At 44.2% G+C, this 19,158-nt stretch carries 15 protein-coding genes; 8 read left to right on the plus strand and 7 right to left on the minus strand.

Annotated features, from left to right (window positions below; all coding sequences use genetic code 11):
- Positions 1-10: 10 nt before the first annotated feature.
- Positions 11-1,042 (minus strand): ABC transporter substrate-binding protein, encoded by a 1,032-nt coding sequence (locus M3191_RS01210; RefSeq protein WP_251697630.1) that lies wholly within the window; start codon positions 1,040-1,042, stop codon positions 11-13.
- Positions 1,043-1,449: 407 nt separating this feature from the next.
- Here M3191_RS01210 and M3191_RS01215 point away from each other — a divergent pair, with 407 nt between their 5' ends.
- The 6 genes from M3191_RS01215 to M3191_RS01240 all read left to right on the plus strand — a co-directional run bounded on the left by M3191_RS01215 (position 1,450) and on the right by M3191_RS01240 (position 8,722).
- On the plus strand, positions 1,450-2,037 hold the full coding sequence (locus M3191_RS01215) for a hypothetical protein (RefSeq protein ID WP_251697631.1): 588 nt from the start codon (positions 1,450-1,452) through the stop codon (positions 2,035-2,037).
- Complete coding sequence (locus M3191_RS01220) at positions 2,031-3,764, plus strand: glycerophosphodiester phosphodiesterase (RefSeq protein WP_251697632.1); 1,734 nt, start codon at positions 2,031-2,033, stop codon at positions 3,762-3,764. Before M3191_RS01215 ends, M3191_RS01220 begins: the two co-directional genes overlap by 7 nt.
- Positions 3,765-4,193: 429 nt before the next feature.
- On the plus strand, positions 4,194-4,964 hold the full coding sequence (locus M3191_RS01225; protein ID WP_251697633.1) for a DeoR/GlpR family DNA-binding transcription regulator: 771 nt from the start codon (positions 4,194-4,196) through the stop codon (positions 4,962-4,964).
- A complete protein-coding gene (locus M3191_RS01230; protein WP_251697634.1) occupies positions 4,961-6,262 on the plus strand; it encodes a four-carbon acid sugar kinase family protein in 1,302 nt (433 codons plus the stop codon). The genes M3191_RS01225 and M3191_RS01230 overlap by 4 nt, the downstream gene beginning before the upstream one ends.
- A gap of 2 nt (positions 6,263-6,264) precedes the next feature.
- Positions 6,265-7,278 (plus strand): 4-hydroxythreonine-4-phosphate dehydrogenase PdxA, encoded by a 1,014-nt coding sequence (gene pdxA, locus M3191_RS01235; protein WP_251698055.1) that lies wholly within the window; start codon positions 6,265-6,267, stop codon positions 7,276-7,278.
- 70 nt (positions 7,279-7,348) lie between these two features.
- The gene (locus M3191_RS01240; protein WP_251697635.1) at positions 7,349-8,722 is read left to right on the plus strand and encodes a GntP family permease; all 1,374 of its coding nucleotides are present in this window, start codon (positions 7,349-7,351) and stop codon (positions 8,720-8,722) included.
- Between the two features lie 179 nt (positions 8,723-8,901).
- Here M3191_RS01240 and M3191_RS01245 read toward each other — a convergent pair whose 3' ends face one another.
- The gene (locus M3191_RS01245) at positions 8,902-9,078 is read right to left on the minus strand and encodes a hypothetical protein (protein ID WP_251697636.1); all 177 of its coding nucleotides are present in this window, start codon (positions 9,076-9,078) and stop codon (positions 8,902-8,904) included.
- 401 nt (positions 9,079-9,479) lie between these two features.
- On the opposite strand from M3191_RS01245, the gene M3191_RS01250 reads away from it, so the two are divergent.
- The gene (locus M3191_RS01250) at positions 9,480-9,911 is read left to right on the plus strand and encodes a hypothetical protein (protein WP_251697637.1); all 432 of its coding nucleotides are present in this window, start codon (positions 9,480-9,482) and stop codon (positions 9,909-9,911) included.
- A gap of 161 nt (positions 9,912-10,072) precedes the next feature.
- Here the strand turns inward: M3191_RS01250 and M3191_RS01255 are convergent, their stop codons facing one another.
- The 5 genes from M3191_RS01255 to M3191_RS01275 all read right to left on the minus strand — a co-directional run bounded on the left by M3191_RS01255 (position 10,073) and on the right by M3191_RS01275 (position 16,163).
- Positions 10,073-11,362 carry a CitMHS family transporter gene (locus M3191_RS01255; protein WP_251697638.1) on the minus strand — a complete coding sequence of 430 codons (1,290 nt, stop codon included), beginning with the start codon at positions 11,360-11,362 and terminating at the stop codon, positions 10,073-10,075.
- A 23-nt stretch (positions 11,363-11,385) separates the two neighbouring features.
- Positions 11,386-11,697 carry an AtuA-related protein gene (locus M3191_RS01260; RefSeq protein ID WP_251697639.1) on the minus strand — a complete coding sequence of 104 codons (312 nt, stop codon included), beginning with the start codon at positions 11,695-11,697 and terminating at the stop codon, positions 11,386-11,388.
- Complete coding sequence (locus tag M3191_RS01265; protein ID WP_251697640.1) at positions 11,687-13,015, minus strand: acyclic terpene utilization AtuA family protein; 1,329 nt, start codon at positions 13,013-13,015, stop codon at positions 11,687-11,689. The genes M3191_RS01260 and M3191_RS01265 overlap by 11 nt, the downstream gene beginning before the upstream one ends.
- A 209-nt stretch (positions 13,016-13,224) precedes the next feature.
- On the minus strand, positions 13,225-14,574 hold the full coding sequence (locus M3191_RS01270) for a sigma-54 interaction domain-containing protein (RefSeq protein WP_251697641.1): 1,350 nt from the start codon (positions 14,572-14,574) through the stop codon (positions 13,225-13,227).
- Between the two features lie 143 nt (positions 14,575-14,717).
- A complete protein-coding gene (locus M3191_RS01275) occupies positions 14,718-16,163 on the minus strand; it encodes a carbon starvation CstA family protein (protein ID WP_251697642.1) in 1,446 nt (481 codons plus the stop codon).
- A 320-nt stretch (positions 16,164-16,483) separates the two neighbouring features.
- Here M3191_RS01275 and M3191_RS01280 point away from each other — a divergent pair, with 320 nt between their 5' ends.
- Positions 16,484-18,718 (plus strand): EAL domain-containing protein, encoded by a 2,235-nt coding sequence (locus tag M3191_RS01280; protein WP_251697643.1) that lies wholly within the window; start codon positions 16,484-16,486, stop codon positions 18,716-18,718.
- Positions 18,719-19,158: the final 440 nt, after the last annotated feature.

Genomic DNA, 19,158 nt, shown 5'->3' on the forward strand with positions numbered 1-19,158 from the left:
TCACCCTTATTTATTGAAATTTGTCTTTCCATTCGTTACGAACACGATCGTAGTTTGCGTTCACCCAATCAATATCAAGATCCACAGCGTGTTCTTTCACCTTTTCAAGCGTCAACGGAGTTTTCGACTCGACGTCCGGGTTGATTGGAATATGGTACCAATCTGCCATGATCTGTTGTGCATCCTTGGACAGAAGGAAGTCGATGAACTTCTTGCCGCCTTCAGCATTCGGACCGCCTTCAATCAATGTTGCAGGGTTGACGAGCACCGGTGTTTTATCAGGAACGACGAAGCCCACCGTTTCACCTTTCGCCTTTTGCTCATATGCCATGAAGTCAAATCCGATTCCGATATGCGCTTCACCCATCGCTACGGCTTTAGTTGGAGCTGAGCCGGAGTCAGGGATTGAGTTCGCTTGCTTTACTAGTTTTTCGAAATACGCCCAAGCTTCATCTTCACCTTGCTGCATCATTTGGTCCATAACCATTAGAGTTGCAGTACCGGATGCTGCAGGGTTCGGGAACTGGATTTTCCCTTCCCATTTCGGGTCAAGCAAGTCTGCCCACGTCTTCGGAGCCTCTGCTTCAGTCACCAAATCCGTGTTATAAGAAAATCCTAATACGAAAAGTTCTACGCCGACATATTTACCATCTTCGTGCTTTAATTTAATGCCATTCTCTACAACATCCCAATCCGCTGCGAAATCCGGAATGTAAGAAGCAAGTATGCCACGGTCAACTGCAGCTTCAAACGGAAGGATGCCTCCACCGCCGTACCAGACGTCCGCTTTTGGATTGTCCTTCTCAGCCATCATCTGATTGACAAGGATATTCGTTCCCGCGTAGTGCACATCAACTTTATCGCCGTGTACCTCTTCATACTTCTGCGCCAATTCCTTCGTAAAGTCAGGTGTTTCAGGTGAATAAAGAGTGATCCTGCCCCCTCCTTTTCCACCTCCGCCTTCTGATGCTCCCCCTGCACAACCGGCCAGCAACCCTGTTGCCAACAGGACACTAGCAGCCAATCCACCAAATCTTTTCATGTAAATCCCCCTAAAATTTTATTAGGCAAGAAAAAAGAGAGGAATGCCAAATGAACCCCTTTTCAAGAAAGGGCTTACATTGTAGGCTTTCATCTCATCATCTCTGCCTATATTCAACTACCCATAGTATACAGTAGATTCATATAATTGCAATAGTATTCTGTGTTTCAATAAACATTATTTAGATCTTTCACTCACTTTCATAATCTCCTTGTTTATGAGTCTGTCCCCCTACGAGGTAAACTAGTTCATTCGAAACGGAATTAGTGGCACTTCAGGTAATAAAGAATTGTTTTTTATCTCTTTGTAATAATTTAACTTTCAAGCAATTAGGAATCATGTATACTTCTAACCGATTGCTACCTAGGTTGCTAGATTGGCGATCTAATTCGAAAGGAGGAATTGGGATGAAGAAAGGAATTATGAAGTGGGTAACCCTTGGCATTGTCGCACTGGTGGCAAGTTTCGGCTATTTGTTCGGCACAGGCAATATGGCGAGTGCCGATCAGACCGTACTCGTCGAAGAGGACTTTGACCAATTGGATGGCGTAATGCCAGAGGGATGGAGCGTCATTCAAGGACAAGCATCCGTTGAAGATGGAGCATTGAAATTAACTTCGCCTTCGTCAGCTTCACCGGCAAGAGTGCTTGTACCGCTCCCCGATAAGAACGGAAACATCGTGTTTGAGGCGGATATGACTTTCGTTTCCGCAGTCGAAGATACTCGATGGGCATCAATGATGTTCCGTGTGCAATCGGCCAATTATCCATACTATCAATTCGCAATCCGGAGAGGTACGTCAGCGTTGAATGGCGCGGAATTTGCAGAGCGGAATGCGCAGAATAAATGGGTCGTACCCGAAGCGACATTCTTCACGGAAAAGTTCGAGTACAACAAGCCTTATCGAATTAAAATCATTGCAAGCAATAATCGGTCCAGCAGTTCATCAATAACAAACTTGTCATCAATACCGATCAAGCGTCCGGTTTGCTGAATGGCGACATCGGCTTCCAAGCAAACGGGTCCACCGTCCTATTCGACAATGTGAAAGTTTCATCTTTCGAGCAAGGGTTGACGCCAGTTGAAAACGCGGGCGCATTCCTTCCGCAAGAGCCGGAGACGAAAATCATAAACGCACCTACGCTAATCGGACAATCCTTGGCTGCCGCAGAATCTTCAAACACGGCATCCGTGCTCCTGAAAGTTGAACGGAATGGCGCGGGTGAATTGGTGACGGATGGCGTGCCATTGCATGAAGCGCTCGCCAATGTACAAAACATGCGCATTCCAATCTTGCACATCGAAACGAAAGGAATAGAAAGAGCAATCATAGAAAGCTTGGATGCCGCACAAACGACAGACGTTCATATCGTCTCGCCACATCCGGAAATCGTGAAGGCAATCACTAACCTGATGCCTACAGCAAGAGGGGGAATCATCTATACGAAGAATTCCTTCAACAAGCATGACATTAACGAACTAATCCGGACCGTCCATGCTAGCAATGCAAAAGTTGCGCTGATTCCGGAAAAACTGCTAGATGCGGAGAATGTCCACTACTTGCATACAAGAATGGTCGCTGTATGGGGAATCGGTGCCGAAGATGAAGATCGTGCGCATACGCTCATCCATACAGGAGCGGACGGCATCATCACCGATAATCCTGCCGCTTCCATCGAAGCGCTCGGAAAATATCCTGAAAACACAATCGTCAAACGACCGATTGTCGCCGCCCACCGTGGAGTCCCATCACTAGCCCCTGAAAACACGATGGCTGGGTACCGACTTGCTTACGAGCTTGGCGCGGATCAGATCGAAACGGATTTACAATTGACGAAAGACGGCCATCTTATCATCATGCATGACCTGACGGTAAACCGGACGACAAATGGAACTGGTGCAGTCAGTGATTTGACGTTCGATGAAATCCGTCAGCTCGATGCAGGTATCAAATACAGTGAAGAATTCGCGGGAGAGCAAGTGCCTACATTCAGAGAGTTCCTTCAAGAATTCAAAGGGAAAGATGTCATCCTTCTCATTGAATTGAAAGGCGTCGGCATCGAGGAGCAAGTGATCAGGGAAATCGAAGAAGAAGGAATGGTCGACCAAGTTGTGTTGCAAAGCTTCGACCTCGGCAGCATGATTGATTCCTATAGATTAAAACCTGAAATTCCTGTTGGCTATCTGTATTCCGCAGCAGTGCCAGCAACGACAGAGGCAAAGATTAAGAACGCCCAAAAGATGATGGATTACGGAACATCGAATAAAGTGACATTGAATGCAAGCTACGGCAGCACGTACGAGGAATTCATAACGTATATGCGCCAACGCGGCATGCTCACGATGCACTGGACATTCCGCGGAGAAGAGCCATTCCGCGATAAACTCGCCGAAGGACTCATCGGCCCTATAACCGACTATATGCAATGGCTGACAGATTCACCGATCAGGCTCGAAACACCCATCAAGAAAATCAATTTGAAGCCAGGAAAAACATCAACAGTTCAAGCAAAAGCCTTTGTCAATTACCGTACAGCTAAAAAGGAGAATATCGCATCTGAACTTTTCGTCGCTGATGACAATGGTATCGTCAGGCTGAATGGCAACACAATTGAAGCTGTCTCTCCTGGAACAGCCCAAGTGTTTGTAAAGCACACATTCACAATGCTTGGAACGGAATGGAATATTGTCGGAGAACCTATTGAAGTGATTGTGAAATAATTGATTTTACAGTTTCGTAACGGTACCTGTGTACGACACATTTATGACAATTCATTTGAATGGATAATTACACAACAAATATCAGCCGTTTTCATATAACGGCTGATTTTCCATCTTGACAATATACAATTGTAGTGAATAACCAGAATTGTCTCAGTGCCTGTGCAAGGTGCATTTATGACAATTCACATGAAGGTATGAATATCCAAAGAAAAGTCAGCCACTTACTTCCGTGGCTGACTTTCCATTTTGATAATATACAATTGTAGTGAATAAACGGAATAGTGTGCTGCACAGGCACCTTACCGTGACAACTGGTCAGAATGCTCAAATAGTGGTTGACTTATACATTTGATAGCACCATAATAATGTTCATATCTAACATTTCGAAATGTTAGATATGAACATTATTAAGTAGGTGGCTTTGTGATGTCTCCAAAAGAACGAAGACTGAAAATAATAGCTACTCTAGAATCGGATGGAAAGGCTGAAATCACTCAGTTGGCCGATATGCTTGAAGTGACTCCGATGACGATTCGACGTGATTTTGATGTGTTGGAGAAGCAGAATAAGCTAATTCGTACACACGGCGGAGCTATCCTAGCACAAGCTCTTATTCGCGAAAGGACATTCGCCTCAAAATCGGGTTTGGCTGTTGAGGAAAAGAAAGCGATTGCAGAAAAAGCAATTTCGTTTGTGAGCGAGGGTATGACTGTAATGCTGGACTCCGGAACAACGACACTTGAAATTGCAAGGCTATTGAAGTCCCGCGAGCATATCACCGTTATTACAAACGATATTAAAATTGCCGTGGAACTAATGGAGAGTCGCCTGGAAGTCATTGTAGTCGGTGGACGGCTTCAATCGGAGACCGGAACTCTTTACGGCTCGTTGACAAAAGATATATTGAGTTCCCTCCATGTCGATTTATTCTTCTTGGGAGCCAATGCGATTCATTCCTCGTTTGGCGTTACAACGCCTTCGATTGAAAAGTCTTCTTTAAAACGGGCAATGATCAGAACGGCTGGCCAAATCATTCTTGTGGCAGATTCTACGAAATTCAACCAAAAATCCTTTTCGAAAATCTGTGATCTTGAGGAAGTGTCAACAATCATAACAGACAATAACATCACGGATGATATTTTGGAAAAATACAATGAATCGGTTGATATGATCATATCAGGGCAGGTGGAAATATGAAAATCGGAATTATAGCGGATGACTTAACAGGGGCGAACGCAACAGGGGTGAGGCTTGCGGAAGCTGGGTTCCAAAGCGCTACCATTGTGTTCGGGGGAAAAGTGCCTACTTCCAATAAGTTCACTTCGATTTGCGTTGATACAGATAGTCGCTATGTCTCCCCTTCTACCGCCGAGGATCGAGTTCGTCATACATATGACCAGCTTTCGTCATGGGGCGCAGATGTGATCACTAAACGAATAGATAGTACAATTCGCGGGAATATCGGCTCGGAAATCGATGCGATGTTGGAAAAGACCGGAGAGGATAGTGTCGCGATCGTCGTGGCATCATATCCGGATTCTGGGAGGGTGACGTCAGGCGGGTATTTATTAGTCGAAGGAGTACCTGTCCAAGAAACGGATGTGGCAAAAGATCCACTGAATCCCATTAGGAAATCGTATGTACCGGCAGTCATTGAAGAGCAAAGTGAATTTGAAGTCGGACATATTGGATTGGGGGATGTTTTGCAAGGTAAAACTCGTATTACTTCTTCCTTGCAGGCCTTAATTGAAAACGGAAAGAGAATCATTGTAGTGGACGCCGTCACGAATGAAGAAATCAGCGAGATCGCTGAGTCAATGGCGTCTATGGATGGACAAACCCTTTTCCCTGTTGACCCAGGCCCACTTTCGGCCTCTTTTGCGCGCGTATTGACAAGAAGAAGCCTGCATGAAAGCAAATATATTGCAACAATCGGAAGTGTTACTGGGATGACTGGACGACAATTGCGCTATCTGATAGACAAGACGAATTCTTCCCCTGTTTATGTGGACGCGGAACAATTAGCGTCGATGACCGATAAATGGGATCGGGAAATCTCACGGGCCATTGAAGAAGGTCTGACAAAGCTACAAAAAGAAAAAGTATTGATCATTACAACCCTATCTCCAACTTCTACACGTTTACCATTAGCCGAGATTGCCAAGAAAGAGAACACCACTGAAGAAGCAATGGCAAAGCGAATTACGACCGGGCTAGCTAAAGTAACACATACAATCATCCAAAACAGTACTATCAAAATCGATGGAACATTTTCAAGTGGCGGTGATGTCACTGCAGCATTATTTGCTGTCAGCGATGCCGAAGCCATTCAGCTGCACGAGGAAGTCATCCCGTTAGCCGCTTACGGAAAATTCATTGGCGGCAGCTTCGATGGCATCCCCGTAGTGACAAAAGGCGGCATGGTCGGCGAAAAACAATCGATTTACAAATGTATTTCATTTTTACAAACAAAAAATCATGAAGGAAGTGTGTAATGATGACTGACAAACTGAACATCATCGCTATCCCAATGGGCGACGCTGCAGGAATCGGGCCAGAAATCACAGTGAAATCACTGGCTAAAAAGGAAATTTACAATATGTGCAACCCACTCGTCGTGGGCGATGCAGAGGTAATTAAAAAAGCAATTGGCGTCACTGAAGTAAACTTGGATGTAAACATTATCAGCGAACCTGGAGAAGGAAAGTACGAATTCGGTACGATTGATGTATTGGACATGGAGAATATCAATATTGACGAATTACAACCAGGTCAAGTTCAAGCCCAATGTGGACGCGCCGCTTTCGAATTCATTAAAAAATCCGTTGAGCTCGCAATGAATGGCGAAGTGTCTGCACTTGCTACGACGCCAATTAATAAAGAATCATTGAAAGCCGCTGAAGTTCCTTACATCGGTCACACTGAAATGCTGGAAGACCTTGGTGGAGCAGCTGATCCACTCACAATGTTCCAAGTGAGCGGCATGAGAATTTTCTTCCTGACTCGCCATGTTTCATTGAAAGAAGCGATTTCGCAAATGACGAAAGAACGGGTGCAAGACTATCTGAACCGCTGTGACGTCGCATTGCAACGTCTTGGTGTTGAAAACAGAAAAATCGCAGTTGCAGGGTTGAATCCACATAGTGGTGAAGGCGGTCTGTTCGGCATGGAGGAAGTGAATGAAATCGCACCGGGAATTGAAGCTGCAAAGAAAGACGGAATCGATGCTTATGGTCCGGTCCCGGCTGACTCAGTATTTTTCCAAGCGTTGAACGGCAAATACGACGCGGTCCTTTCCCTCTACCACGATCAAGGACATATCGCGGCGAAGATGACCGACTTCCATCGTACGATCTCAATTACGAACAACCTTCCATTTCTACGCACATCCGTGGATCACGGGACTGCATTTGACATCGCATGGAAGAATATCGCATCCAGCGTCAGCATGGAAGAGTGCATTAAGCTAGCTGCAGAATATGCTCCAAAATTCACAGAAGAATCATTGTGAAATACTTTTCGATAAAGGGAGAGCCATTCTCCCCTTTATCGTCCATAACAACTAAATTGGAGGAATCCGTATGTCACCAGAAATGCAAATGATCTTAGGTCTCGTGATTGGTGTAGCTGCTTTAATCTTTCTCGTTTTAAAAACAAAGATTCATGCTTTTCTAGCTTTAATTATCGGCGCATCATTGACCGGATTAATCGGTGGCATGAATCCGATAGAAGTTTCTGGAGCAATTTCTTCAGGATTCGGAAGCACACTTGGCTCTATCGGAATTGTTATCGGATTCGGAGTCATGATCGGTCGTATTTTAGAAGTTTCTGGAGCGGCTGAGCGTCTTGCCTATAGCTTAATCCGTTTCATCGGGAAACGAAAAGAAGAATGGGCAATGGCCATTGCCGGCTATATCGTCTCAATTCCTATTTTTGTAGACTCTGCATTTGTCATTCTTAACCCCTTAGTGAAAGCGTTGTCACGAAAAACAGGTAAATCCGTTATCACACTAGGTGTCGCTCTCGGTATCGGATTGGTCGCTACGCATCACGCCGTTCCACCGACTCCTGGACCATTAGGCGTTGCTGGTATCTTCGGCGTCGATATCGGCACAATGATCGCTTGGGGATTGCTGTTCGCGATTCCGATTATCATTTCAGGTGTATTATACGCTCAATGGATCGGCAAACGAATCTATCAAATCCCTACCGAAGATGGACTAGATTTCGAACGGCCGGAAGAACAAATGTCCTACCAAGAACTCGTCCAGATTACAGACGAAAGAAACAAAGAACTTCCGTCATTATTCCGTTCCATGTTCCCTATATTGCTTCCAATCGTGCTCATTTTCATGAACACAACATTACAAGCGAGGGGCATTAAAGGAGGATGGATCGACTATGTTCTATTCTTAGGGCAACCAATTATCGCAGTCGGCCTCTCTTTAGTTGCAGCTATCTACTTGTTAGCGGGACAATTAAAACGCGAACAAGCGCTTGAGAGAATGGAAGAAGGCATGGTAACAGCAGGTATTATCCTACTCGTAACCGGCGCGGGCGGTGCGCTAGGCCAAGTACTGCGCAGCAGCGGAGCGGGAGACTATATCGCCCAACAAGTTGCCACACTTCCTTTACCTGCAGTATTGATTCCATTTATCATTGCAACATTAGTCCGTTTAATCCAAGGAAGCGGCACAGTCGCCATGATTACGGCCGCATCCATATCAGCACCAATAGTCGTCAATCTTGACATTAACATGGCATTGGCAGCTCAAGCAGCCGCACTCGGTGCAATGGTATTCTCATACTTTAATGATAGCTTGTTCTGGGTCGTAAACCGCATGCTCGGCGTCAAAAAAGTAAAAGAGCAAATACTAGTTTGGTCCGTTCCTACCACAATCGCTTGGCTCGTCTCACTGGTTAGTATTCTAGTAGCTAATCTGTTTGTGGGATAAGTAGTACGGTATTCATAGTGAATTTGGGGCGGTGCGAATTGCCGCTTTCAAGAAAAAAAAAAGGAAAGGAGATCACCATTTAAACATGGTATCTCCTTTCCTAATGGTAAAAATATTTTTCCAATGCTTCATGATCATTTTGATCAGTTAATATGCTGATTGCCCAGTTATAGGGGGATTCATGAATACCCAGATCCCAGATCTTTAACTAAAGCAACCTCCACCTCGGAGTCTTTAATCATTTTCATCGCTTCCTCTTTGCTTTTACCAAACTCATTTATTAATTCCTTTGAGATATGCTGAACCATTAAATCAATTTCATAACGAAGTCTGATTGTATTATTTGTATTTAACATTTTATCACCTTCAACAGTTCTAAACACTGAGCCGCTTCATTTGTTAATACTGCTAAACTATCAGAGTACAAATCGATTGTTCCATGATATGAGGGTAGATTAGGATCATAATTTATATACAATCGGATTGACTCCAATCTAATTCTCTATTTTCTGAATTATATTATGAATGCCTCAATATTTCATTGTCTTTTCCATTGGATTCCACGGTTATTCCCCCGAAAGGTCTGCAAAGCCTTTTCATAGTCTTGCCCTTGCCGCTGATAGCGGTATAAAAATCAGTTCCCATTCGCTGAATTGAATGGGATTTGTTTTTTTGGCCAGAGCCGCACTTAGCCAGTTTCATTATGATCCAGCCCCCTATGGTAAACTAATAAAAAACATACAGGGAGACGATACAATTGAAAATCAACTTCACAGAAAAGCAATTCAAAGCACTGCTCGATCTCGCCTTCTTAGGAGAATGGATGGCGAACTCAACCCGATCCCATGACGATCGATTCGCCGATTATGATGAGCTGTTCCAATACATCTGCTCTCATGCAAAAGACATGGGATGCGCTGACATCGTCACCTATGACAGTGAATTGAATGGCTATTATCCAACACAAGAGTATGAAGATCAGATGCATGCAATCATTGATGACAATGATGACCATGTGTTCTGGGAAAAGCTGTCCGCGAACCTGGCCAAAAGGGATCTTGACCGAGAAGGAGGAACGTTTGAATCACTGGACGACCGTTTCCTCAGATTGTTGGAGATTGAAGAGAAATACGAAACGGAATTTGAAGATAACGGCTTGGCAAATGTAGTGATTAAAGAAGACAATTGAAAATAGTATTAGGCACCCGCCAAAAATTATCGGGTGCCTGATACCTATATATCCTTACTTACCCCACTCTTATGATCCTCGTTCTAATTTCCAAACAAAACAGAGGACAACCAATAGGCAATCTGCTTGTCCTCTCAATTTCAATTCCATAAAAATTTACATCAAAGAATTACTCCAGTAATAATAGCAACAATTGTCATGACAATCGTTGTTCCGAAAGCCCATTTGAAGACGAATTTCTGATGGTCTGCCAATTCAACGCCGGCGAGGCCAATCAATAGAAATGTTGAGGCTGTTAACGGACTTAGTGGAAAACCTGTTGTCATTTGCCCTAAGATAGCGGCGCTGCCAATGTGGGTCGGATCTATTCCATATGCTGCTGCCGTCTCGCTAATAATTGGCAGGACACCAAAATAATAGGCATCCGGTGTAAATAGTAAGCTGAGTGGCATGCCTGTTACGGCTACGAGAATACCCATTATGCTTCCCGTTCCATCCGGAATGAAGCTGACAAGAGCGTTCGCCATTTCTGTGATCATGCCTGTACCTGATAAAATCCCTGTAAAAATCCCGGCTGCGAATATAATGGACACGACGGTAATCATGCCAACCGACTGGCTTTTTATCTGTTCCATCTGATCATCCGGTTTTGGATAATTGACGATAACCGCAATCGCAAATGCAATCATGAAGATAATCGGGAGCGGCAGCCACACTTTGACTAGGGCCACGATAGTTACAATTGTCAATAGTAGATTGAACCAGAATAACTTTGGACGTCTCATCGCTCTATCTTCATCGGACAGTTCAGCATGAAAGTCAAACTCTACATCTGCAATGCCTAATCGTTTTCGCTCCTTCCTGCCAATCCAAAACGCAACAAACAGTACCCACATAATCCCGGCCACCATGGCGGGAATGACAGGATTAAAAATTGCGCCAGGATCGACTTCAAGTGCGGTCGCCGCTCGTGCGGTCGGGCCTCCCCACGGCAACAGGTTCATAACACCCGCTCCAAGCGCTACGACGCCAGCTAAAATAATCCGACTCATCCCTAATTTATCGTATAGCGGCAATAATGCAGGGATGGTAATAAGGAATGTCGATGCACCCGATCCATCCAAATGTGCAAGCATCGCAATAATCGCGGTACCGACAACGATTTTTAAAGGGTCGCCTTTGACTGCCCGCAACACACGTGATATGACGGGATCGAACAATCCCGCGTTATTCATTACACCGAAATAGAGAATAGCGAAGCCAAGCATGATACCGGTCGGAACGACACCCTTCACACCTTCCAGCATAAATTCTCCCATCTGCGCCCCAAATCCTCCAATTAGTGCGAACACGACCGGAACGAGAATTAACGAAACGATGACGGACATCCGCTTCGTCAAAATGAGTGCCAAAAATACGAAAATCGTTAAAAACCCTAATAATGCCAACATACAAGATCCCCCTTTTATTTGATCTACAGATCTACTTCCATTTCCAGCAATGCATAGCTTAACGTTTTTCCATGCGTATCCATTCCGGGAGAAGTTGTCACTCCACCTAGCAAAGCCCCTTGGCAGACGAACTGAAGGGCCGCTATGTTCGGCATCTCGTAACGCGTCACCTCCCCTTTGACAATATGTTTCAGATGAAGTTCTACTCTGTCCGCCGTCACTCGTTCACGCAACGCCTCGTACATTCCTTCCTCGTAAGGAATAAGCGACAACATGAGGACATCCCCCTTATCCCCTGCTCTGCTATGCGCCAATTCGTACAGTTTACGCACCATTTGGTTTCACCTCCATGACCTGCAATTCCGCTTCCACAATATCCATAGGAACCATTGCGGAGACGATGCCGATTACTTCATTCAAATATTTACGGGCGCCGCCTCCCCCAGCAGGTCCATTTGTATAAAGGGCCTCCACCTCTTCGCCAATCCGCTTCGCTTTTTCCCGCTCATATGTCTTGCCTGCAACACGAAGGCGGACCTCATACGGAATACCTTCGTAGCTAAATGACCCCCGATGCGCCGAAGTAATCCCTATGTAATCAACTGTCAACTCCTCATAACAATCTTGCAAGCGCTCCTGAATGACAGCTCCCGCCAGTTCAGCACGCCCGACCGCATTTTCACCGGCGTATGTAATCTCTCCCTCGCCAAGAAAGCCAGCATCGTAGCCGATGCTTACTTTCAGCTCGGATGGTCGCTCCTTCCCACTCCCGCCTGTCACTACTATGCGGTCATTTCCATCTTCCCTCAAAGAGACCGTTGTAAAATCTGCAATAACATCCGGCGTTATATAAGAAGACGGATCCATCACTTCATACAAAAGTTGCTCTTTCACGGTACGAAGCGTCAAAGCTCCCCCCGTTCCAGGCAATTTCGTCAACAGCGCAGATCCATCCGGTTGTACTTCGGCCAGCGGAAAACCGAGATGTGCGAGACCGCCGACGTCTTTTTTCCCGGGATCTGCAAAGAAACCGCCTGTCAATTGTCCTCCACATTCGAGCAAATGGCCGATCACGGTCCCTTTCCCCATCAATTCATAGTCACTAGTTGACCAGCCGAAATGATGGATCATCGGTGCCAAGAACAAAGATGGATCGGCAACCCTTCCCGTAATGATTACATCCGCCCCCGTTTCAATTGCCGGCACGATTGTGGACGCTCCCATATAAGCGTTCGCCGACAAGATGGAAACGTTTTCAGAAAGTCGCGGTTTGAACTCAAGTGAATCGCATTTTTTTAAGATGTACGGCAGAACATCATCCCCAGTAACGGCGGCCACTTTCACATGCAATCCTAGCTCGTCCGCGATTTCAATAATTTTCTTTGCACCGCCTAACGGGTTCGCTGCTCCCATATTCGTTATGAGCCGTACATTGTTTTGCTTCAATACTGGCAATAAGGAGCGAATTCTCTTTTCAAGCAAAGGATCGTATCCCATCGCAGCATCCGATTTTTTGCGTTTTTGAGCTAGTGCAATCGTGCGCTCTGCCAAGCATTCCAAAACTAAGTAGTCAAGTTTTCCTTTTTCAGCAAGCTCTACTGCCGGTTCAAGCCTGTCGCCTGAAAAACCAGCCCCAGATCCAATTCGTAGCATACAATCACCTCGTTGTGTAATAAGTCTGTCTCTTCTACTATTTTAACAAAAAAAATAGAAGAAATGCCGGTACTACAGGCATTTCTCCTTCTAATTACATGGAATAAACAACAGAGATATTCGGACTCTTTGTTAAAAGTGGCCTTACCGTCATCGTCATTCCAACTTTCTAGAATAGAGTTTTCATGTATTACAAATAACTATAATTATTATCTAATCTTATATTTCTTCATTTTATTGTACAAGGTGGCAAGAGAGATTCCGAGTTTATTTGCTACTTCCTGCCGATCCTCGACAGTTGTTCCGCTAGATTGCAAGGTTGATTCAAGTATAGTCCTTTCTGCTGCTTCTACCGCCTTATACAGCGGAAAGACCTCTGTTTCCTCATCATATAAACGATATTGCTTTTGCATAATTTCGGGAAGATGACGGATGATAATCCGCTCATCCTCGTCCGCCATGCACATCGCAAAATCCAAGACATTTCGTAGTTCCCTTACATTCCCTGGCCAATCATACTTTGTTAAAAATGTCATGACTTCTTGATCTACATCTTCCCTAGCACTCAAGACCGACTTCGCGATAAATGGAATATCCGCTTTTCGATCGCGCAAAGGCGGGATTTGCAGAACCACCGTATTTAGTCGATACATAAAGTCATTGCGAAATAGACCTTTCGCAATACGTTGATGCAAATCTCTATTCGTCGAAGCCACAATCCGTACGTCCACTCTCCTCTCTGCTGCCTCACCAATACGCCGGATTGCACCTTCCTGTAAAACTCGTAAAAGTTTTGCCTGGACATCGAGCGATAAATCACTTACTTCATCTAGAAATAGCGTTCCCCCATCGGCCATTTCAAACAAGCCTGCCTTCCCCTCTTCGAAAGCGCCTGGAAAAGCTCCTTCAGAATGACCGAACAGTTCATTTTCAATCATTTCAGATGGAATCGCCGAGCAATTCACGGGAATGAAGGGCTTTGCCGAGCGTAAACTTGTATGATGGATAGCCTGTGCAAACAATTCTTTTCCCGTCCCACTCTCACCTTTGATCAAGATTGGCAAATCGGTCGTAGCTGTTTTCTTTGCAATCGAAATGCGTTCTTTCATTTTAGGATCATTCGTAATGATATCTTCAAATGTATATCTCACCTTATGAAACGCACTAATCTGTTCTTGCAGTTCTTTCACTCTTTGACGTTGCTTCTCAAGCTCCCGAGTGAGAAGCTGTACCTCATTCAAACTCTTGCAGACAGAAACTGCACCAACAATCTCATCCTCTACAATGACTGGCGCCATATCAACAACATATTCCCGATTGTGCGTTTTCCTATACACGCCTACCTGACTTTCTCCACTTACGAGCGTCTCTGGCAATTTCGCACCCGGACGATATGAAATCAAAGACTTGCCGATAATATCGGGAGTGACCCCGGTAATCCGGGAATATTCCGGATTAATCGTCTTTACAACGCCAGCACGATCGATAACAAGCACCCCATCATTCATCGATTCCACAATGGCCTTCCACCATTTTACCGTTTCTTCGATTGGTACCACCCCCTTACGTTCTACTATCTCTTCTTTTAACTATAGTAAAGAACGGAATAAATATCCAGGAGAGGTTGACGAGGAGTTAGCAAATAACCAGATCCCTTTGATGCTAGGAATCTGGTTTTATTATCGATGAATAAAAATAGCCATTATCCCACCTTAAGATCTAAATCCTTATAATTACTAGCTGTCTTATGCCTAATAAGTTGCCTTACAAACCAAGCAAGTACAGCCAACCAAATTACCGATCCTAAAGCCAGAGAAATACCATAGTCCAAGTTGAAGCCTTCTGGTGCATAAAAGAAATACGTACTGACCACCGCTGTCATGAATAACGCCGGAATGCTGCATACCCAATGGAACTTGTTGTTTTCTACGAGGTACATAGTTGCCGTCCATAACATTACGGCAGCAACGATTTGATTCGTTCCACCGACATAACGCCAGAGGAAGCTATAATCAATCGTTGTCAGATAGAGCGTTATTCCTGCTACCGGAATGATAAGTAGAGCTAGTTTCCCTTTCCCGTTAAAGTCTTTTTTCGTCAGTTGCGTTAATAATTCGGCAAGCATCATTCTGGAGGAACGCAATGCCGTATCACCGGTCGTAATTGGTAGAATAACTATACCTAAGATGGCAATGAACCCGCCAAATGCGCCTAGCGTTGTTAGACTGATCTCATTCACGACTCCAGCTGGACCTCCTGCCGCCAGTGCTGTTTGCAATGAACCCGTACTGCCAAAAAAGGTCATCCCTGCGGCTGCCCAAATCATCGCAATAATACCTTCGCCAATCATTGCTCCATAGAAAACTTTTCTGCCTTCACTTTCCTTTTTTAATGTGCGAGCTAAAATTGGACTTTGTGTACTGTGAAATCCAGAAATCGCCCCGCAAGATATTGTTACCATTAACAATGGCCATATAGGCATTTCTCCCGGGTGTAAATTACTGAATGTTAAATTGGGAATTGATTTATCAAAAAAGAACAAGCCAATACCGATTGATACAGCCATGAAAATTAAGATAGCTCCAAAAACAGGGTACACTCTTCCAATAATCTTATTGATCGGCAGAACCGCCGCAAGTATAAAATAAATGAAAATAATAACTAACCAAGTTGTAAAGTTAATTGGTGTTATTTCAGTAAGCAGCTGGGCAGGCGCCGAAGTAAATGCTGCTGCCACCAAAACCATTAAGACTATTGAGACGATCGTTATAAGGAATTTCATTTTACCGCCTAAGTATTTTCCGACAAGTGTTGGAAATTGAGCTCCATTATGTCTAAGCGACAACATGCCCGAAAAGTAATCATGCACCGCCCCGGCAAAGATACTACCGATAACTATCCATATAAATGCTACCGGTCCATAAAGCGCGCCCATGATCGCACCAAATATCGGGCCGGTTCCAGCGATATTCAGAAGCTGTATCAAACTCGCTTTCCACCAACTCATTGGAATGTAATCAAGACCATCGTTGTTCGTATAGGCGGGCGTTAGATTCTGGTCATTGATGCCGAAAATTCGTTCAATCACCTTCCCATAAACGATATATCCAACAATCAACAACAAAATGGATGTTATAAAAGTGATCATCGCTGAACCCTCCCTTTTTTCTGAATTTTAAATACAATGATATAACGAACAGAAACAATAATCAATAACATTTATCATTGTTTTTCGACGAATTAAAACATTTTCTATAATGTGGAAATCTTAATATTAAAAGCATCTTTCCCTCTTCCCGGATTGATGCTTTTTATTTCAGGCATGGATCATTAATGAATCCGGTTGAGATGTATAGATATTGTATTATTCTGCCATAAACTTTATAATTATAATTTAAGCTAAACCTGCCTCTTTTCGTCTTGGTTAATAAGGAATAGAACCATTGAATAATAGATTCGGAGGTACATATGAGTAATCGAGACGCTGTTTACATAGTAGAATCCAATCGTTTTTGTGAAGAGGCCGGTATGGATCCAGATATCGTTGCCAAGCCGAAACAGTCTTTATCGGTGCAGGAGCTTGTCGAAAAGAGGGGTTCCTATAGTGAAATTTTATCCGTTGTTAGTTATTTTTCCAATAAATTGCTGGACTCATTGAAAGGTACGCCCATCCTTGTAGTTGTGTCGGATTCCAATGGATACCTTTTGGAAATCGAAGGTGATGAAAACATTAAGGCGACAATCCAACAATTCGGGATTCGGCTCGGCAGTCTGTTCGTCCGTGAAGATACGGGAACGAATGTAGTCAGTCTTGCTTTGCAACAAAAGCACCCGATCAGCATTATTGGCAAGCAGCATTTTCATACATTTCTGCATGAGATTGCTTGCTATGGAACTGCATTTCGCTATACTGACGACAATAATTTGCTTGGCAGTGTGTCCATCATGATGCCGATTCAGTTTGAAAACCCCCTATTCCTCACGATGCTGACGCAAGCGGTGGATTCGATTGAACGGGAGCTTTTATTGCGGAAACAAAATAGGAAGCTTAACATTCTGAATCAAATCATATTGAGCAGGACAAACAATGCAATTGTCCTTACGGATGAAAATGGAATTACTATTGAATTCAACGATTTCGCCCAACAACTGTCGAAGATAAGCAGGGAGGCGGTAATTGGAAGAAATATTCTCGAATCCCCAATAACCGGTACCTATTTCAAAGAAGTTCTGGAGCAAGGGAAAATTATTATAGATGAAGAGATCCAATTCACCAACCAGGATGGGAAACTTGTCGTCTGCCTGTTCGATGCACAGCCGATCCATGAAGACGGCAAGATGATTGGTGCCTTCGGACAGTTCCGTGACATTTCCGACCGCTATTTCCTGCAGGAAAAATACAATTATCTGGCTTATCACGACGATTTAACTAGCCTTCCGAACCGCAGATACGTCAATGAGGAAATCGAAAAGGTCATAGAGGATATCAATTCCGGCCATCAGCGGACAATGGCTCTCCTTTTCATCGATTTGGACAGGTTCAAAGCGATAAACGATAATTTCAGCCACGCATGGGGTGATATGCTGCTGAAAAAGGTGAGCGAACGACTCTCTGCTTGTCTCGGGAAGAATGATATGCTCGGACGGACAGGTGGAGATGAATTCATTTTCCTGCTAAAGGATTTTGAGGGCTCCGACTACGTCACGATGAAAGCTGAAGAAATTCTACACGTGTTTGATGACCCTTTCCACATTGAAGGCCACGAATTGCATACGACGGCAAGCGTAGGCATCGCCATATACCCGGACTATCCGATTACAATGGAGAAGCTGATGATTTTTGCAGATAATGCAATGTACGAGGCGAAAAACCAGGGGAAAAATCGTTACAGTGTCTACACTTCAGATTTGCTGGAAGGAGCAAAGGATGAATACAGGCTTGAGACCGATTTGCGGAAGGCAATGGAGCAAGAGGAATTCGTCCTTCATTACCAACCGCAGATCAATCCTCAAACGAGTGAAATTATCGGAGTGGAAGCGTTAATCCGTTGGCAGCATCCGTCGCTCGGCCTTCTTTCTCCCGACAAATTCATCAAGTTGGCAGAAGACAACGGGTTTATCAACCAAATTGGCAAGTGGGTCATCAAAGAGGCTTGCTCCCAAAACAAAAGATGGCAGGATGCCGGGTACCAACCGCTCAAAGTATCCGTCAACCTATCCACTCAACAATTCCTGACGAGTGATCTCGTCACGTACATGGAAAACACTCTTCTAGAAACAGGGCTAGATCCACAATATCTCGTAGTCGAGATTACTGAGTACATGGCAATGGAATATGAGTACTCCTTGAAAGTGTTGAAGCAGCTGAAGGAAATCGGGATTGGGATTAGTATAGATGACTTCGGGACCGGGTACAGCTCGCTCGCTTATTTAAATAATTTTCCAATCGATTACATTAAAATCGATAAATCGTTCGTCTTTGAAATTATCAATGACCAACCAAGCGCCTTTATCGTGAAAGCGATCATTACGCTCTCACATAACCTGCAAATGCAAGTTATCGCTGAGGGAGTTGAAACGGAGGAGCAACTCGATTTTTTAATTAAGCATCAGTGCGACTTAGTTCAAGGCTTCCATTTCAGCAAGCCCCTTCCGGCTGTCGAAATCGAGAAGTCATATTTGGACGGCACAATGAAAACGTAATTCGGTGCCTGATTCGGTGCCTAATTCGGTGCCTGTGCAAGACACATTTATGACAATTCACCGTCACGCATGAATATCCAAAGAAAAGTCAGCCATTCACTGTAATGGCTGACTTCTCTTTTCAACAGTATACAATTGTAGTTAATAAACTGAATAGTGTGCTGCACAGGCACCAATTATCCTTTAGTCCTCAGAAATCCCCAATGTCACATTAGGTCGAAATACGCTGTCGGTTTCTCCCGATAATTAATTTCTAGATTCTATAGGCAAAAAAGCATGTTAGTTATATAATAGATGTGTCTTTATTCACAAAAAACACTTTTTATTATATGCAGTCGCGATTGGGGAAAGGGGTATCTAATGGCCAAGTTATGGGGGAAATGGATGTGCAAACTATCCGGATACCATCGGATAGACTACTATTCGAACAAATGCATGCG

It is taken from the genome of Sporosarcina luteola (assembly GCF_023715535.1).
GTDB lineage: Bacteria > Bacillota > Bacilli > Bacillales_A > Planococcaceae > Sporosarcina > Sporosarcina luteola_B.

Excerpts from the sequence above, each read along its gene's own strand:
- M3191_RS01210 (WP_251697630.1), bottom strand. The coding sequence starts at position 1,042 with ATGAAAAGATTTGGTGGATTGGCTGCTAGTGTCCTGTTGGCAACAGGG.
- M3191_RS01215 (WP_251697631.1), top strand. The coding sequence starts at position 1,450 with ATGAAGAAAGGAATTATGAAGTGGGTAACCCTTGGCATTGTCGCACTG.
- M3191_RS01225 (WP_251697633.1), top strand. The coding sequence starts at position 4,194 with ATGTCTCCAAAAGAACGAAGACTGAAAATAATAGCTACTCTAGAATCG.
- M3191_RS01230 (WP_251697634.1), top strand. The coding sequence starts at position 4,961 with ATGAAAATCGGAATTATAGCGGATGACTTAACAGGGGCGAACGCAACA.
- pdxA (WP_251698055.1), top strand. The coding sequence starts at position 6,265 with ATGACTGACAAACTGAACATCATCGCTATCCCAATGGGCGACGCTGCA.
- M3191_RS01240 (WP_251697635.1), top strand. The coding sequence starts at position 7,349 with ATGTCACCAGAAATGCAAATGATCTTAGGTCTCGTGATTGGTGTAGCT.
- M3191_RS01245 (WP_251697636.1), bottom strand. The coding sequence starts at position 9,078 with ATGTTAAATACAAATAATACAATCAGACTTCGTTATGAAATTGATTTA.
- M3191_RS01255 (WP_251697638.1), bottom strand. The coding sequence starts at position 11,362 with ATGTTGGCATTATTAGGGTTTTTAACGATTTTCGTATTTTTGGCACTC.
- M3191_RS01260 (WP_251697639.1), bottom strand. The coding sequence starts at position 11,697 with ATGGTGCGTAAACTGTACGAATTGGCGCATAGCAGAGCAGGGGATAAG.
- M3191_RS01265 (WP_251697640.1), bottom strand. The coding sequence starts at position 13,015 with ATGCTACGAATTGGATCTGGGGCTGGTTTTTCAGGCGACAGGCTTGAA.
- M3191_RS01275 (WP_251697642.1), bottom strand. The coding sequence starts at position 16,163 with ATGATCACTTTTATAACATCCATTTTGTTGTTGATTGTTGGATATATC.
- M3191_RS01280 (WP_251697643.1), top strand. The coding sequence starts at position 16,484 with ATGAGTAATCGAGACGCTGTTTACATAGTAGAATCCAATCGTTTTTGT.